Genomic DNA, 16,655 nt, shown 5'->3' with positions numbered 1-16,655 from the left:
GCACACAAACTACAGCCTGAAGACAGCCGATGGTGACTCGACTGCGAATGTCATTCCAACGAGTTTTCTCGACTTGACGTTGATACTAGTGCGTAACATTCGCGTTCGGTTCGACCAACTCGATCAGCACACCGCCAGCATCCTTCGGGTGGATGAAATTGATGCGGGAATCGGCGGTTCCGGGCCGTGCAGCCTCGTACAGCAAACGCAGTCCCTTGGCGCGGAGGTACGCGGAGACGGCGTCGATGTCGGTCACCCGGTAGGCCAGTTGCTGCAAGCCCGGCCCGTTGCGGTCGATGAACTTCGCGATGGTGGACTCCGCGCTGAGCGGGGCCAGCAATTGCAGGGCGGTCGCGCGATCGGGTGCGCCGGGCAGCGACAGCATCGCCTCGTGCACGCCCTGCGACTCGTTCACCTCGCGATGGGTCTCGACCATGCCCAGGTGCTCGGCGTACCAGGCCACCGCGGTGTCCAGGTCGGGCACCGCGATGCCGACGTGGTCGACCGCGGTCACGTAGTCCGCCGGGATGAAAGATGACTGATCCGTAACGGTGCTCACCAGTCGAACGTAGCGCGACCTGGCCCCGGGCGCGTGGGCCGGACCCGCTACCGTTGAGTAGGAATACTTGCTCTCGCGCCGCGGGTAGGCGCGGGTGGATCTACGAATGCGAGGCTCGTCGTGACCACTTCCGTGATCGTCTCCGGTGCGCGTACCCCGGTCGGCCGGCTGCTCGGGGGCCTGAAGGACTTCAGCGGGTCCGATCTGGGCGGTTTCGCCATCAAGGCGGCGCTGGAGAAGGGCGGCGTCGCGCCCGACCAGATCGACTACGTGATCATGGGCCAGGTGCTCACCGCTGGCGCGGGCCAGATCCCGGCCCGCCAGGCTGCGGCTGCCGCGGGCATTCCGATGGACGTGCCCGCGTTGACGCTGAACAAGGTCTGCCTGTCCGGCATCAACGCGATCGCCTTGGCCGACCAGTTGATCCGGGCCGGCGAGTACGAGATCGTCGTCGCGGGTGGCCAGGAGTCCATGAGCCAGGCGCCGCATCTGCTCGAAAAGAGCCGCGAGGGCTTCAAATACGGTGACGTGACCCTGCGTGACCACATGGCCTACGACGGTCTGCACGACATCTTCACCGATCAGGCGATGGGTGCGCTCACCGAACAGCGCAACGAGACCGATCGGATCAGCCGTGCGGACCAGGACGCGTTCGCGGCGGCTTCGCACCAGCGAGCGGCGGCCGCGTGGAAGAACGGCGTCTTCGACGACGAGGTGGTCCCGGTCGCGGTGCCGCAGCGCAAGGGCGATCCGGTCATGGTCAGCGCCGACGAGGGCATCCGCGCGGACACCACGGTCGAGTCGCTGGCGAAGCTGCGCCCCGCGTTCCGCAAGGACGGCACGATCACTGCGGGCACCGCCTCGCAGATCTCCGACGGCGCCGCCGCCGTCGTGGTGATGAGCAAGGAGAAGGCGCAATCTCTCGGTCTGAGCTGGATCGCCGAGATCGGCGCCGCGGGCGTGGTCGCGGGCCCGGACTCGACCCTGCAGGACCAGCCCGCCAACGCCATTGCCAAGGCGTGCGCCCGTGAAGGCATCTCCCCCGCCGACCTGGACCTGGTGGAGATCAACGAGGCTTTCGCGGCGGTCGGCATCGCCTCCACCCGCACGCTGGGCATCGACCCGGAGAAGGTGAACGTCAACGGCGGCGCGATCGCCATCGGCCATCCGCTGGGGATGTCGGGTGCGCGCATCCTGCTGCACCTGGTGCTTGAGCTCAAGCGCCGTGGCGGCGGTGTCGGCGCGGCCGCGCTCTGCGGAGGCGGTGGTCAGGGTGACGCTCTGATCGTCCGCGTCTGACGCTGGGCGGGCAATGTCCCGCGCTGGATCATCGATTGATGGCCGTCCCGATCAGGGGCGGCCATCGGCCGTTTACCGGTCGTCATAGACGTATCGATCATGGTGAACCACCGGGTCCATCCAGGACCGTCCCTGCGCACGCGGGAAGCACTCGAGTCTGGCCCGCGTCCAGAGCTTGCCGTCCCCGCATGCGTGGGGAGCACCAGCCGGTCAGGGCGCTGGACTATGCGATCGCGGGATCATCCCCGCACGCGCGGGGAGAGTCTTCGATCTGGGCACGGTGGCCAAGCGGTTTCGGGATCATCCCCGCGAGCGCGGGGAGCGCGGATGCACCCGGATGCACTACGGGCCGTCGTAGGGATCACCCCGCACGCGCGGGGAGCGCACTTCTTTCCCTCAGCGGTGATTCTTGGCTTCCTTGATTTCTCTTTCGGTTTCACGATGAGGCCGGGTGTGCTCGGGTGGTACGGGTGAGGGTGGGGTCCATGGCGCCTTGCTGCCGATCGATCGCGCCCGACCCCGACGATGCGTGGGTTGAATGCCGGGGTGTGATTCGTTCCATTACGACAGCTTGTAGTGCATCCGGCACAATGGGGCGCATGGGCAATGTCTTCGACCTGAGCACGGTGGCCAAACGGTTTCGGTTTATCGCGGTACTGGAGGCGATCTCCTGGGTCCTGCTGATCATCGGGATGGTGTTCAAGCGGATTCCCGAGCCGGTGATGTGGCCGGTCAAGGTGTTCGGCATGACGCACGGGATCGTTTTCGTGCTGTTTGTGATCGCCGCGATCGTGGCGGCGCGCGAGCTGGGCTGGAACGCCAAGACCACCATCCTCGCGCTGGCGTCGAGCATTCCGCCGTTCTGCACGGTGCTGTTCGAGGTGTGGGCGGTGCGTGCGGGGCAGCTGGGTGAGCTGAGCAACGGCATTTCGGCCGAGTCCGCGGCGCCCGCGTCGGCCACGTCGTGACAAACTGGACGTTGTGAATCGACCAGCCGCACGCCGTCCTTCGCCCGCTGTCGCCGCCGCCATGTCCGGCGCGGTCGATCTGTCCAGCCTGAAGCAGCCCGCGAGTGGCGCGGGCGGTGCGGCCGGCGACTACGCGGTGTCCGAGGCGGATTTCGAGACCAAGGTCCTACGCCGCTCGATGCAGGTGCCCGTGGTGGTCGTGCTGTACTCGCAGCGCAGCCCCGGCAGCGTCGAACTGGTTCGGACGCTGGAGCATCTGGTGGCCGCCGACGGCGGCACCTGGGAGCTGGCCACGGTCGAGGCCGAGGCCAACATGCGCATCGCCCAGGCGCTGCGCGTGCAGGGCATCCCGACGGTGATCGCGATCGCGGCCGGGCAGCCGCTGGCCGACTTCGAGGGCGCCCAGCCGGAGCCGCAGGTGCGGCAGTGGCTGAACGCGGTGGTCGACGCGGTGGCGGGCAAGCTGGAGGGTGGCGCGGCGCCGCAGCAGCCCGCCGAAGACCCGCGCTTCGTTGCGGCCGAGACGGCGCTGGAGCGGGGCGACCTGGCCGGTGCCGAGGCGGCCTACGAGGCCATCCTCGCCGCGGAGCCGGGCAATGAGGAGGCCAAGAGCGCGCTGCGCCAGCTCCGGTTCCTCGCCCGCGCACAGGAGCTGCCCGAGTCGGCCATCGCGACCGCGGACGCCGATCCGTCCGATGTCGACGCCGCGATCGCCGCCGCCGACCTGGAACTGTTCCAGCAGCAACCCGAGGCGGCCTTCGACCGGCTGATCGGCGTGGTCAAGCGCACGTCGGGAGATGAGCGCACGAAAGCGCGCACGCGTCTGCTGGAGCTGTTCGAGCTGTTCGACCAGGCCGAGCCGTTCGTCGTCGCGGCGCGCCGCAAGCTGGCCGCCGCTCTGTACTGATTTCGCGGCACCACGCAGCTCGGCGGGTGTCGTCCCTGGTCAACGGGCGCTTCAACGGTCCGGCGACCTGCCACACCTCGCCAGCTGCCGGTGCTGGAGTCGCTGTAGCGGGCGTCTCGGTGCTTCGGATCTCGGGAGCCGGTCGGCAGCGTCGTGCCCATTAGCGGTGGCAGTGCCTTGCTGCCGCGCACCGAACGGCTGGCGCATAGCCCGCCAACGGCGTCGTCAGGCGGGGCGCAACCACACCGCACTGTTCGGAGCGAGCGTGACCGTGCCTGAGGCCTGCCGGTCGTGCCATGGCTCGTCGGTGGCCACTACCTCGCCGAGGTTGCCGACGCCGGATCCGCCGTAGTGGACCGCGTCGGTGTTGAGGATTTCGAGCCAGCGGCCCGCATGCGGTAGGCCGACGCGATAGGCGTCGTGCATCGAACCGGAGAAGTTGTAGACGCACGCGACGACGGAGCCGTCCGAACCGTAGCGCAGGAACGCCAGCACGTTGTTCGTGCGGTCGTTCGCCTCGATCCACGCGTAGCCGCCCGGCGTGGTGTCCTGGCTCCACAGGGCGGGGTGGGCGCGGTAGACCGCGTTCAGGTCCCGCACCAGCGTCGTGATGCCCTGGTGCAGGGGGTTGTCGAGTTCCTGCCAGTCCAGGCCGCGGTCGTGCGACCACTCGCGGAACTGGCCGAAGTCCTGGCCCATGAACAGCAGCTGCTTGCCGGGATGGGCCCACATGTATGCCAGCAGCGTCCGCACGCCGCAGGCCTTGGCGAAATCGTCGCCCGGCATTCTGGTCCAGAGCGTGCCCTTGCCGTGCACGACCTCGTCGTGGCTGATCGGCAGCACGTAGTTCTCGCTCCAGGCGTACATCAGCGAGAAGGTCATCTCGTTGTGGTGCCAAGTGCGATGCACCGGGTCGCGGCCGAGGAACCCAAGGGTGTCGTGCATCCAGCCCATGTTCCATTTCATTGTGAAGCCGAGCCCGCCGACGTCGGTGCCGCGGGTGACGCCGGGCCAGGTGGTGGACTCCTCGGCGATGGTGACCACGCCGGGGTGGTTGCGGTGCACGGTGTCGTTGAGGTCTTGGAGGAAGTCGACGGCCTCCAGGTTCTCTCGGCCGCCGTGCACGTTGGGCTCCCACTGACCTTCCGCACGGGAGTAATCCAGGTAGAGCATGGAGGCGACCGCGTCGACGCGCAGGCCGTCGATGTGGAATTCCTCGATCCAGTAGCGCGCGTTGGCGACCAGGAAGTTGCGCACTTCACGTCTGCCGAAGTCGAAAACGTAGGTGCCCCAGTCGAGTTGCTCGCCACGGCGCGGGTCGGCGTGTTCGTAGAGCGGGGTGCCGTCGAAGCGGGCCAGCGCCCATTCGTCGCGCGGGAAGTGCGCGGGGACCCAGTCCAGCAGCACGCCGATGTCCGCGGCGTGCATGCGGTCGACGAACGCGCGGAAGTCGTCCGGGGCACCGAAGCGGGCCGTCGGCGCGTAGTAGGAGGTGACCTGGTACCCCCACGAGCCGCCGAACGGGTGTTCCGCGATGGGGAGCAGTTCGATGTGCGTGTATCCCGCTGCCTGCACGTATTCCGCGAGCTGGTCGGCCATTTCGCGGTAACCGAGGCCACGACGCCACGAGCCGAGATGCACCTCGTAGACGCTCATCGGCGCCCGGGCCGGGTCGGTGGCCGTGCGCCGCTCGAGCCAGGCGTGGTCGTTCCATACGTAGTGGCTTTCGGTGACCACCGAAGCCGTGGCGGGGGGCTGTTCGGTGGCGAAGGCCAGCGGGTCGGCGTGATCGACGGTCCGTCCGTCGGCGCCGTGCACACGGTATTTGTACTTGGTGCCCGGTCCGACACCCGGGACGAAGACCTCCCAGATACCGGACGATCCCAGCGAGCGCATCGGCGCGGTCTTGCCGCTCCAGCCATCGAAATCGCCGATCACCGTGACGCCGCGCGCGTTCGGCGCCCATACCGCGAACGACGTGCCCTCGACCTCGCCGTCCAAGGTGGTGTAGCGGCGCGGGTGCGCGCCGAGCACGTCCCACAGGCGCTCGTGGCGGCCCTCGCCGATGAGGTGCAGGTCGAGTTCGCCGAGCGTGGGCAGGAAGCGGTAGCCGTCGGCGCCGATGATCGTCCGGCCGCCTGGATAGTTGGTAACGACGCGATAATCCATGAGGTCGGGATACGGCACCACTGCGGCGAACACGCCGTGGCCCAACGACTTCAGCGCATGATCGACGCCGCCGACACGCACCGACACCGTCTCCGCGTGCGGGCGCAGCACCCGCACGGCCGTGCCATCGGGATGAGGATGCGCGCCCAGCACCGTGTGCGGGTCGGCGTGCGTGCCCGCCGCGAGCAGCATGAGGTCGCGTCGCCTCATCGCAGCGTCCTGCGATAGGCCAGTTCGGTGCGGGCCTGCTGGGACACCGGCGGCAGCCTGATGATGTGCGCGACCGTGTACGCGGGATCCAATCGCACGTAATTGGTCTGCGCCCAGTGGTATTCCTCGCCGCTGACCTCGTCGTACACCACCGGATGGTCGTGCCACTCCCGGCCGATCGCGGGCAGGTCGAGCGAGAGCATGCCCCACTCGGCGCCGAACGGGTTCAGGTTCACCACGACCAGTACGGCGTCGCCGCTGGCCGGGTCGATCTTGGAGTAGGCGAGCAGCGCGTCGTTGTCCACATGGTGGAAGTGCAGGCAGCGCAACTGTTGCAGGGCCGGGTGCGCGCGACGGATCTCGTTGAGCCGGGTGAGCCACGGCTCCAACGATTCCCCGCGCGCCAGCGCATCGGCGAACGGGCGCGGACGCAGCTCGTACTTTTCCGAGTCCAGGTACTCCTCGCTGCCCGGACGCACCGACTGATGCTCGAACAGCTCGAAACCCGAATAGACACCCCACGTTGGCGCGAGAGTAGCGGCCAGCACCGCGCGGATGGCGAACATGCCCGGACCGCCGTGCTGAAGGCTCTCGTGCAGGATGTCCGGGGTGTTCACGAACAGGTTCGGGCGGGCCTCGTCGGCCTTCGCGGCCAGCTCGATGCCGAACTCGGTGAGTTCCCACTTCGCCACCCGCCAGGTGAAATACGTGTAGGACTGGCTGAATCCGCGCCGCGCCAGCCCATAGAGGCGGGCCGGGCGGGTGAACGCCTCGGACAGGAAGATCACGTCCGGATCGGTCCGGCGCACGGTCGCGATCAGCCATTCCCAGAAGTCGGCGGGCTTGGTGTGCGGGTTGTCGACGCGGAAGATCTTGACGCCTGAGCCGATCCAGTGCCGGACTACGCGCAGCACCTCGGCGTAGAGGCCGTCGGGGTCGTTGTCGAAGTTGACCGGGTAGATGTCCTGATATTTCTTCGGCGGGTTCTCGGCGTAGGCGACGCTGCCGTCGGGCAGGGTGATGAACCATTCGGGATGGGCCTGCACCCAGGGGTGGTCGGGCGCGCATTGCAGTGCGAGATCGAGCGCGACCTCGAGGCCGAGCCGGTGCGCCGCCGCGACGAACTCGGCGAAATCGTCCTGCGTGCCCAGCTCGGGGTGGATGGCATCGTGGCCGCCGTGCTTCGAGCCGATGGCCCACGGCGAGCCGACGTCGCCCGGGTCCGCGGTGAGCGCATTGTTGCGGCCTTTGCGGTTCACCTCGCCGATCGGATGGATCGGCGGCAGGTAGACCACGTCGAAGCCCATGGCGGCGATGCGCGGGAGTTGTTCCGCCGCAGTAGCGAAGGTGCCGTGGATCGGCTTTCCGGTGGTGTCGCGGCCGCCGGTCGAACGTGGGAAGAACTCGTACCACGAGCCGTAGAGTGCGCGGTGCCGCTCGACCAGCACGGTGTGTTGCGGGCCGCGGGTAACCAGGTCGCGCAGGGACGTCGCACGCAGGATCTCGGCGACTTCCTCGGTGAATGCCGGAGCCACCCGCGCCGGCAGTTGTTCGTTGCCGCGCAGCGCCGCCGCGACCGCGCGCAAGCGTTCGAACTGCTTCTTCGGGACGGCTTGCGCCGCGCGGTCGAACAGCCGGGCACCAAGCTCCAGGTCGTTTTCCAGATCGGCGGCGCTCTGCCCGACGGCCAGCTTCGCCTCGATCGCCGAGCGCCAGGTGGCGATGGGGTCACTCCAGCCCTCGATGCGGTAGGTCCATGTGCCCGGAGCGTTCGGGGTGAACGTGGCGTTGAACACGTCGGGCTCGTGGTCCGGCGTCATGCGGATACGGGTCGGTCGCGCCGCGCCGGGGCCTTTCACGACCAGCGTGGCGGCGACGGCTTCGTGGCCTTCTCGCCACACCACGGTGCGTACCGGGAAAACCTCGCCGACCACGGCCTTGGCGGGCCGACCGCCTGCGATGGACGGGGCAGTGTCATCGATAGCGATGCGGCCGGTCACGGGGACCAACCTACCGGTACACCGTGGTACAGGCCGGATCAGCGGGTATTCCGGAGCGGATTCGGGCCGTGGTCGCGATACGTGTGAGCAGGGCCCGTCCGGTTGGTGTGCGTCGGTGGCGAGGATGACCGGGCCGCCGGGAGCGCGCGGTCCCCCGCTGAATGCCGGTCTGGTTCAGCTGGGCACCTGCTGAACGCCAGGAGTGCGATGCCGCCCGGTCAGCGGGCGTCGGCGGCGAGGCCGAGGCCGAGGGCGACCAGGATCGCGCCGAGCGCGCGCTCGACCCGCTGCCGGATGCCGCTGCGGCGCAGCCAGGCGCCCGCGCGGTCGGCGGCCGAGACCACGCCGACGCACCAGGCGGTGTCGATCACCAGCTGGATGAGCGCCAGGATCACCACCGTCGGCAGCACCGGCCCGCTGGTGGGAAGGAACTGCGGCAGGATCGTCAGACCGAAGACGGCCGCCTTCGGGTTCGCCGCGATCGAGACCAGCGACGCGCGGAAGGCGGAGCCGGGCGTGCGCCCCGAGGGCAGCAGCTTCGTCATCGAGCTACCGAACTCGCCGCCGCCGCGTGCACCTCGCCACGCCTGTACGCCGAGCCAGATCAACACCAGCGCGCCGACGATGTGCACCGCCGCATGCATCGCCCGGTTCGCGACCAGGAGCACCGACAGCCCCGCCCCGCCCGCAAGCGTCCAGCCGAGCACACCGATCTCGTTGCCGGCCACGGCCGCCAGCCCGGCCGCGCGTCCATCGCGCACGGCGCGCTGCAGGAACAAAGCGGTCGCCGGTCCTGGCAGCGCCGCAAGAATCAAGCAAGCCAAGAGGAATTGGGGAAGAACATCAACCCAGTGCGGCATCAACTCATGCTGCCAGTTCGGCACCGCGACGGCCATCGTTTTTCCGCAACATGAACTAGGGCGGCGGTGTTGCGTTTTTTGTGTTTGTGAACGATGCTGTCACTATGTCATCGCCGGACGAACTGTTGACCACCGGTCAGGCGGCGCGCCTATTGGGCTGCACCCGCCAGCATGTGGTCGACCTGTGTGAACGGGGCGAACTTCCGTATACGTCGGTGGGCACGCACCGACGTATACGCCGTCGAGATCTGGACGCACTCGTAGCGGGTGGCCTTACCCGCGACCAGGAGAAGTCGCTGTGGCAGCACCGCGTGGTTGCCGGTCGGCTGGCCGTCGACCCAGACTCGGTGTTGGCCAAGGCGCAGCGGAACGTGCGACGACTCCGAGAGATCCACCCGTCCGGGATGACAACGGCGTGGCTCGATCAGTGGCAGGAAATCTTGGACTCCGGTATCGACGCCGTGTTCGATGCACTGACTTCGCGCGCGGGATGGGCGGTCGAACTCCGGCAGAACAGTCCTTTTGCTGGAGTCCTCGACACCGAGGAACGTGAGGCCGCGCTGTCGTCGTTCGGTAAGTACTGGCGCCGGAAGCATGTTGCATGAACCGGAGGCAACTGGAACACGTGCTGCGCGCCGCGTCCCGCATTGCCGAAGAACGCGACGTCGTGGTTATCGGCAGCCAGCCAGTCAGTCCTGGCCAGCTACGACGAGGGCGCCCTTCCGTTCGAGGCCACGGCCTCCATGGAAGTCGATGTAGCATTCCTCGACGACCCCGATGAATCGAAGGCCGATATGGTCGACGGCGCTATCGGCGAATTGTCCCCGTTCCACGAAACTTTCGGTTACTACGCACAGGGCGTCAGTGTCACCACTGCCGTCCTGCCCAAAGCATGGAGTGACCGAGTCGTTGCCTACGGGACCTCGGGCACGGAACCGGGGCGCGGCCTTTGCCTCGAACCCCACGACTGTGTCATCTCCAAACTCGTTGCTGGCCGTGCAAAGGACCACGCTTTTGCCGCAGCACTCGTAGAACAGGGCCTCATCAACCTCGACATCCTTGATGCACGGCTTGCCGAACTCGACGCGCACCCTCTGAGTCTGGAGCGGATCCGCGATTGGATCGTGGCACACCGTACGAGGTGAATGAATGTTCAGCCTTACTGAACTGGGTTGACGTCGCCCATGCCCGCTGGGTTACTGGGTTCGTTGCAATGGCAGATCGACCCAGGAGCCCAATGGAGAACGCGTTCCCGTGCACGAGATCATCGAGGGGGTCGAGGATGAGCAGCGGTGCGGCGGCGGGACGGCCGGGAAGGTCCCGCCGCCTGGTCGGAGCACGGTAATGGAACGCGGTGCGTTTGCGCCGCACCGCTGCTCGGCGCTCAGGGCATCGCTAGGCAGACGAAGCCGAGGCTGATCCCGTTGCCGACCGTCAGCGTTGGTGAGTTCACCGCGGTGGCCGTCTCCTGCGTCGGGGAGGGTCCTGGTGTCGCGGAGGTGCCTGGTGTCGCGGAGGTTCCTTGTGTCGCGGAGATAGTGTGTTCGCCGGTCGCGGTGGGAGTCCAGGTTGTGGTGGCCTGGTTGCCCTCCACCTGCGCGGGATTCGGCGAGAAGGTTCCGGCGGCGCTGTCGGTGAAGCGGACGGGTTCGGTACCGGTGGTGCTGTCCAGCTTGGCCGTCACCTCGTATTCGCAGTTGGTTCCGTAGTCAGCGGAACCGAAGGTCATTCCTTGGGCCGCGCTGACCGATGTGACTGCCGCCCCGGCGTTCGGCGCGACAAGCACGAGTGTGGCCGCGATGGTGCCGATCCCCGTGATGCCAACTCCAGCCCGCGACAAGTGGCGTTTGCGGGCGCGATTCGGGTGTGCTGTCGTCCACATCTTGATCACTCCCGGACTGATTCGGTTGATGCGGCCGGATGGTCCGCACAGCTTCAGGGTTTGCCCCGCGTTCCGGAGTTCACAACCGGTCGCGGGTCTCGATCGGATAGCGGCGTGCCGTACGTCGCGACGATCTCCGGAATCTCGTGTGGGCGGAGTTTGCGGCAGACTCGCCGGTGCGCGGCATGTATCCGTTTCGTGACAGTAGAGATGGCTATCCGCCTTCGGGTGAGCGGTCCGGACAACCGGGCATGCGCCGAAACCCGCAGGTCGGAGGTCTTTTGGTCGCTACTCCAGCAGGGCGCGTGCCCCGGCTGCCGTGTAGTTTCTACCCAATGAAGGCATTGCGTCGTTTCACCGTCCGTGCCCATCTGCCCGAGCGTTTGGCGGCCCTGAGTGAGCTCGCCACGAATCTGCGCTGGTCGTGGCATCCGCCGACGCAGGGCCTGTTCGCCGCGTTGGAACCGCGGCGGTGGCAGGACATGGGGCATGATCCGGTCCGGATGCTCGGCGAGGTGCCCGCGGCGCGGCTGGACGAGCTGGCCGCCGATCCGGACTACGTCGCCCGCGTCGACGCGGCGGCTGCCGACCTGCGCGATTACCTGGCGGCGCCGGGGTGGTTCCAGCGTCGTGCGGGGGAGGAGGTGCGCGGCATCGCCTACTTCTCGATGGAGTTCGGCGTCACCGAGGTCCTGCCCAATTACTCGGGCGGGCTGGGCATTCTGGCCGGTGATCATTTGAAGGCCGCCTCCGATCTGGGATTGCCGCTGATCGGTGTCGGACTGCTCTACCGTTCGGGGTACTTCCGGCAGTCGTTGTCCGCGGACGGTTGGCAGGCCGAGCACTATCCGGCGTTGGACCCGCAGGGCCTTCCGCTGCGCGCGCTCACCTCGAGCGGTTCCCCGGTGCTCATCCACGTGGCCATGCCCGAGGGCAGGGTGCTGCGCGCGAGGGTGTGGGTCGCGCAGGTCGGCCGGATTCCGCTGTTGCTGCTCGATTCGGACATCGCGGAGAACGATCCGGAACTGCGCGCGGTCACCGACCGCCTCTACGGCGGCGACCAGGAACATCGGATCCGGCAGGAGATCCTGGCCGGCATCGGCGGCGTGCGCGCGGTGCGCGCCTACACGGCGGCGGAAGGGCTGCCCGATCCCGACGTGTTCCACATGAACGAAGGCCACGCGGGCTTCCTCGGCGTCGAGCGCATCCGTGAATTCGTCGCGGCGGGAAGGGATTTCGACTCCGCACTGGCCGCCGTGCGGGCGGGAACGGTGTTCACCACACACACCCCCGTCCCGGCGGGCATCGATCGATTCCCGATGCCGATGGTGCGCCGCTACTTCGGCGGTGCGCACGGCGAATCCGAATCTGCACTGCTGCCCGGCCTTTCCATCGATCGAATCGTGGCGCTCGGACGCGAAGCCGACCCCTCCGTCTTCAACATGGCGCACATGGGTCTGCGGCTCGCGCAACGGGCCAACGGCGTCTCGAAGTTGCACGGCGAGGTGAGCCGGTCCATGTTCGCCCCGCTGTGGCCCGGGTTCGACTCCGCGGAGGTGCCGATCGGGTCGGTCACCAACGGTGTACACGCCACCACCTGGGCCGCGCGGGAATGGGTGGACAAGGCCCGCGAGCACATCGGCCCGGAGCTGGTCGAGGAGGCGCGCGGCTGGGAACGGCTGCGCGACGTCGATCTCACCGAGCTGTGGTCGACGCGGAACACCCTGCGCGGCATCCTCGTCGACGAGGTGCGCCGCCGATTGCGCGCGTCCTGGCTGGAGCGCGGGGCGGCGGAGGCCGAACTCGGCTGGGTCAACGGGGTTTTCGACCCGAATGTGCTGACCGTCGGATTCGCGCGCCGGGTGCCGACCTACAAACGTCTCACCCTGATGCTGCGCGACCCACAGCGATTGCGCGCCCTGCTGCTGGACCCGCGGCGGCCGATGCAGTTGGTGGTCGCGGGCAAGAGCCACCCGGCCGACGACGGCGGCAAGGCGCTCATCCAGCAGGTGGTCCGCTTCGCCGACGATCCCGAGGTGCGGTACCGGATCGTCTTCCTGCCCGACTACGACATATCGATGGCCCGGTTCCTGTACTGGGGTTGCGATGTCTGGCTGAACAACCCGCTGCGCCCGCTGGAGGCCTGCGGCACCTCCGGCATGAAGTCCGCGCTGAACGGCGGGCTCAATCTCTCCATCCGGGACGGCTGGTGGGACGAGATGTACGACGGAGACAACGGCTGGGCCATCCCCACGGCCGACGGCGTCCGCGACGAGCAGCGCCGCGACGACCTGGAGGCCGCCGCGCTCTACGACCTGTTCGACCGCACCGTCGCGCCGCGCTTCTACGACCGCGACGCGACGGGGATGCCGGTGCGCTGGGTCGAGATGGTCCGCCACACCCTGCAGACGTTGGGGCCGAAGGTGCTGGCATCCCGGATGGTCCGCGACTACGCGGTGGAGTACTACGCGCCGGCCGCCGCGGCCTACCAGAAGGCGACGGCCGACGACTTCGCGGTCGCGCGCGCCATCGCCGAGTATCGCCATCGGGTGGAGTCGGCGTGGCCGTCGGTGAAGGTGATCCAGGTGGACAGTGCGGGACTGCCGGACACGCCGGTCATCGGGGCGCGGCTGTCGCTGACCGCGCGCGTCGAGCTCGGCGGGTTGAGCGTCTCGGACGTGGTGGTGCAAGCGGTGCTCGGACGAGTGTCCGCGACCGACGACCTCTCCGAGATCACGACGATCCCGATGACGCACAGCAGGTCGGATTCCGGCGTCGAGCTGTTCACCGTCGACACCCCGGTCCCGCTGTCCGGCGCGGTCGGCTACACCGTGCGCGTGCTCCCGCACAACGACCTGCTGGCCTCCGACGCGGAACTCGGTTTGGTGTCCGCACCGAGCGCGTAACTTCGAGGGATCCGGCGCGGCCCGTCGGTCGCGCCCGACGAGAGGCCCCGAGTGGCCTGGGCCGAATGGACCGCAACCCTGGAGTATGGCGCCGCCGCTGGTCTGTTCCGTGGCGTTGATCACGTAAGCGCCGTCGGCGTCCGACGCGAGTTGCCGGAGGCAGTGAATCGTCGGCTACCGTGCCCTGCATCCCCTTTTCATTCCGCACTGGAGTCAGCCATGGTCACCGACGTTTTGAACCGGACCCGAGGACGCGTCGACGGGTATTTCGGCGTTCGATCGACCGGCTCGACCGTCCAACGGGAGCTCATGGCGGGAACGGTCACGTTCCTGGCGATGTGCTACGTGCTCGCGGTGAACCCGGCGATCCTCGGCGACCAAGGCCCGCTGGGCGACAAGGGCATCCCTATGCAGGCGGTGTTCACCGCGACCGCCGTGGCCGCGGTGTTCGGCACGCTGGTGATGGGTCTGTGGGCCAGGTATCCGATCGCGCTCGCGCCGGGGATGGGGCTCAACGCGTTCTTCGCGTACTCGGTGGTGCTCGGTATGGGGATTCCGTGGCAGGTGGCGCTGTCGGGCACGTTTCTGTCGGGCGTCGTCTTCTTCGTCCTCGCGGTCACCAAGGTCCGCGAACGCATCCTCAACGCCATTCCGATGCAATTGAAGCTCGCCGTGGGCGCGGGCATCGGGTTGTTCGTGGCATTCCTCGGGCTGCGGAACGCGGGAATCGTGGTGTACAGCGAAGCGACGCTGGTCACGCTCGGTGACTTCACCAAGGGCACCACGCTGCTGGCGTTGTTCGGACTGCTGGTGACCGTGGTGTTCCTGGTGATCGGCTGGCACGGAGCGGTGCTCTACGGCATCGTGCTCACCACGATCGTCGGGATCGTCAGCGGCTTGGTCGATCTGCCCAGCGGCGTGGTCGCCGCACCCAAGGGGCTCGAGCACACCTTCGGCCAGGCGATCAGCCACCTGCCCGACGCGTTCACCGCGCAGATGGCGGTGGTGGTGCTCACCATGCTGTTCGTCGACTTCTTCGACGCCTCCGGCACCTTGATCGGGGTCGCGAATCAGGCCGGGCTGCTGGACAAGGACGGCAAGCTGCCGCGTGCCGCCAGCGCGCTGGCCGCGGACTCGGTGGGCACCATGGCGGGCGCGGTGATCGGCACCTCGACCACCACCGCCTACGTGGAGTCGACCGCGGGGGTCTCGGCGGGCGGGCGGACCGGGCTGACCGCCGTCACCACGGCGGGCTGGTTCCTGGTCGCGCTGTTCTGCTATCCGATCTTCGCGGTGGTGGCGGGTTCCGGGGAGATCACCGCGCCCGCGCTGATCGTGGTCGGCATCCTCATGTCCCGGGCGCTCGGCCGGATCGACTGGAACCGATTGGAGTACTCGGTTCCGGCGTTCGTCACCATCGTGATGATGCCGCTGACCTACTCCATCGCCAACGGTCTGGCCATGGGCATGCTGCTGTACCCGGTCGTCATGGTGGCCAGGGGCAGGATCAAGGAAGTGCACCCGGCCATGTGGGCGCTGATGGTGGTGTTCCTCGGCTACTTCTTTTTCCTCGCGGAGTAGCCTGCCGCTCGCCTGCGCGCTGAACCATCCCACTGACCGGACCGTGGAATAGTCCGAGGGGTTGGGCGATCGACCCCTTCGTGCAACAATCGGACCGCAGTCCGGTTTGCCGTAGGCATTATGTCCGGGACGACATTGCAGGGATGAGGACCAGCATGACCATCAAATCCGTACTCGAACGCACCAGCGGGAACACGCAGCTGGATGGAATCTCCACCGACATCGGCTTGCTGATCATGCGAGTCGTCTTCGGCGGATTGCTCGCCGCGCACGGCGCGCAGAAACTCTTCGGCTGGTGGGGCGGCCCGGGGTGGCGAGCCAACGCCGACGGTTTCGAGCAGATGGGCTACAACCCCGGCAAGATCTTCGGGACGCTGGCGGGCCTGAGCGAACTCGGCGGCGGCCTGCTGCTCCTACTCGGCCTGCTGACACCGCTGGGCGCGGCCATCGTGCTCGGCACCATGATCAACGCGATCAACGCCACCTGGAGCGGCGGGTTGCTGACCGGCAAGGGATACGAGATGGGCGTGCTGTTCGCGGCGGCCGCCGCGGCGCTCGCCTTCACCGGTGCGGGCAAGTTCTCGTTGGACGCGGGGCGTCCGTGGGAGCGCAAGGGATTCGCGTGGGGCGTGGGAGCGGTGATCCTCGCGGTCGTGAGCGGCGTGCTCACCCTGATCTTGAAGTGGGTGCTCTGAGCCAGAGCCGAATTCGCGGCGCGGTGACCTCGGGTCGCCGCGCCGCGGTCGTTTGTGGCCAAGGGCATGTCACAAACCAGCCTGCTGTGTCGTCGACTTGCTGTTGCGGCACACGACAACCGAGCAAGGAGCAAAAATGGCCGTCGAGATCAGCAACCCCGCCGACCTGCACGACCCGACCGGGTTCGGCTACAGCCATGTGGCGACGGCGCGGGGTGAACTGGTGTTCATCGCGGGGCAGTACGACTCGGACGCCGAAGGGCAGACCACCAGTACGGATTTCGCGGCTCAGGTGGACAACGCGTTCGGAAACCTCGGGATCGCGCTGCGGTCGGTGGGATTGGACTTCGCCGACGTCGCGCAACTGCGGACGCATATCGTCGATCACGACCTGGACAAGCTGGCCGTGCTCGGCCAGAAGATCGCCGCGATCTGGGGTGGCCGGCCGCCCGCGCAGACGCTGACCGGAGTGGCCGCGCTGGCGTTGCCCGGCATGCTGTTCGAAGTCGACGCGGTGGCCGTGCGCGGCTGAGATCGCTGTCCGACAAGGGGATTCGGTGTCCCCGCGCCGCGTGCAGGGCTTGGCGCGGGGACCATCGGCACGTTCGGTGTGGGAATT

The 16,655-nt window shown here is 67.8% G+C and carries 14 protein-coding genes; 9 read left to right on the top strand and 5 right to left on the bottom strand.

Annotated features, from left to right (window positions below; genetic code table 11):
- Positions 1-85 precede the first annotated feature (85 nt).
- Entirely contained in the window at positions 86-559 is a 474-nt protein-coding gene (gene mce / locus OHA40_RS09635) for a methylmalonyl-CoA epimerase (RefSeq protein ID WP_330232715.1), read from the bottom strand.
- A 120-nt stretch (positions 560-679) separates the two neighbouring features.
- On the opposite strand from mce, the gene OHA40_RS09630 reads away from it, so the two are divergent.
- From OHA40_RS09630 to OHA40_RS09620, 3 genes are all read left to right on the top strand, one after another.
- Positions 680-1,858 (top strand): acetyl-CoA C-acetyltransferase, encoded by a 1,179-nt coding sequence (locus OHA40_RS09630; RefSeq protein ID WP_330232714.1) that lies wholly within the window; start codon positions 680-682, stop codon positions 1,856-1,858.
- A gap of 599 nt (positions 1,859-2,457) precedes the next feature.
- Positions 2,458-2,826 carry a DUF3817 domain-containing protein gene (locus OHA40_RS09625; RefSeq protein ID WP_442943966.1) on the top strand — a complete coding sequence of 123 codons (369 nt, stop codon included), beginning with the start codon at positions 2,458-2,460 and terminating at the stop codon, positions 2,824-2,826.
- 61 nt (positions 2,827-2,887) lie between these two features.
- On the top strand, positions 2,888-3,733 hold the full coding sequence (locus tag OHA40_RS09620) for a tetratricopeptide repeat protein (protein ID WP_330234109.1): 846 nt from the start codon (positions 2,888-2,890) through the stop codon (positions 3,731-3,733).
- 225 nt (positions 3,734-3,958) lie between these two features.
- Here OHA40_RS09620 and glgB read toward each other — a convergent pair whose 3' ends face one another.
- The 3 genes from glgB to OHA40_RS09605 all read right to left on the bottom strand — a co-directional run bounded on the left by glgB (position 3,959) and on the right by OHA40_RS09605 (position 8,972).
- Positions 3,959-6,112 (bottom strand): 1,4-alpha-glucan branching protein GlgB, encoded by a 2,154-nt coding sequence (gene glgB / locus OHA40_RS09615; RefSeq protein WP_330232713.1) that lies wholly within the window; start codon positions 6,110-6,112, stop codon positions 3,959-3,961.
- Positions 6,109-8,112, bottom strand: coding sequence for an alpha-1,4-glucan--maltose-1-phosphate maltosyltransferase (locus tag OHA40_RS09610; RefSeq protein WP_330232712.1), 2,004 nt, complete (start codon positions 8,110-8,112; stop codon positions 6,109-6,111). Before OHA40_RS09610 ends, glgB begins: the two co-directional genes overlap by 4 nt.
- Positions 8,113-8,330: 218 nt before the next feature.
- Positions 8,331-8,972: a LysE family translocator gene (locus OHA40_RS09605; protein ID WP_330232711.1), complete on the bottom strand. Its 642-nt coding sequence runs from the start codon at positions 8,970-8,972 to the stop codon at positions 8,331-8,333.
- Positions 8,973-9,076: 104 nt separating this feature from the next.
- On the opposite strand from OHA40_RS09605, the gene OHA40_RS09600 reads away from it, so the two are divergent.
- Both OHA40_RS09600 and OHA40_RS09595 read left to right on the top strand, forming a co-directional pair.
- Positions 9,077-9,577, top strand: a complete 501-nt coding sequence (locus OHA40_RS09600) for a helix-turn-helix domain-containing protein (RefSeq protein ID WP_330232710.1) — start codon at positions 9,077-9,079, stop codon at positions 9,575-9,577.
- A 42-nt stretch (positions 9,578-9,619) separates the two neighbouring features.
- Positions 9,620-10,117: a hypothetical protein gene (locus OHA40_RS09595; RefSeq protein WP_330232709.1), complete on the top strand. Its 498-nt coding sequence runs from the start codon at positions 9,620-9,622 to the stop codon at positions 10,115-10,117.
- Positions 10,118-10,356: 239 nt separating this feature from the next.
- Here OHA40_RS09595 and OHA40_RS09590 read toward each other — a convergent pair whose 3' ends face one another.
- Positions 10,357-10,854 carry a hypothetical protein gene (locus OHA40_RS09590; RefSeq protein ID WP_330232708.1) on the bottom strand — a complete coding sequence of 166 codons (498 nt, stop codon included), beginning with the start codon at positions 10,852-10,854 and terminating at the stop codon, positions 10,357-10,359.
- Between the two features lie 335 nt (positions 10,855-11,189).
- On the opposite strand from OHA40_RS09590, the gene glgP reads away from it, so the two are divergent.
- From glgP to OHA40_RS09570, 4 genes are all read left to right on the top strand, one after another.
- Positions 11,190-13,760, top strand: a complete 2,571-nt coding sequence (gene glgP, locus OHA40_RS09585) for an alpha-glucan family phosphorylase (RefSeq protein WP_330232707.1) — start codon at positions 11,190-11,192, stop codon at positions 13,758-13,760.
- A gap of 219 nt (positions 13,761-13,979) precedes the next feature.
- Complete coding sequence (locus OHA40_RS09580; RefSeq protein ID WP_330232706.1) at positions 13,980-15,341, top strand: NCS2 family permease; 1,362 nt, start codon at positions 13,980-13,982, stop codon at positions 15,339-15,341.
- A 155-nt stretch (positions 15,342-15,496) separates the two neighbouring features.
- Positions 15,497-16,036 carry a DoxX family protein gene (locus tag OHA40_RS09575; RefSeq protein WP_330232705.1) on the top strand — a complete coding sequence of 180 codons (540 nt, stop codon included), beginning with the start codon at positions 15,497-15,499 and terminating at the stop codon, positions 16,034-16,036.
- Positions 16,037-16,172: 136 nt separating this feature from the next.
- Entirely contained in the window at positions 16,173-16,568 is a 396-nt protein-coding gene (locus tag OHA40_RS09570) for a RidA family protein (RefSeq protein WP_330232704.1), read from the top strand.
- Positions 16,569-16,655: the final 87 nt, after the last annotated feature.

It is taken from the genome of Nocardia sp. NBC_00508, assembly GCF_036346875.1.
Lineage (GTDB): Bacteria > Actinomycetota > Actinomycetes > Mycobacteriales > Mycobacteriaceae > Nocardia.
The sequence above is the reverse complement of the archived record's forward strand: the minus strand, read 5'-3'. Positions and strand labels throughout refer to the sequence as shown.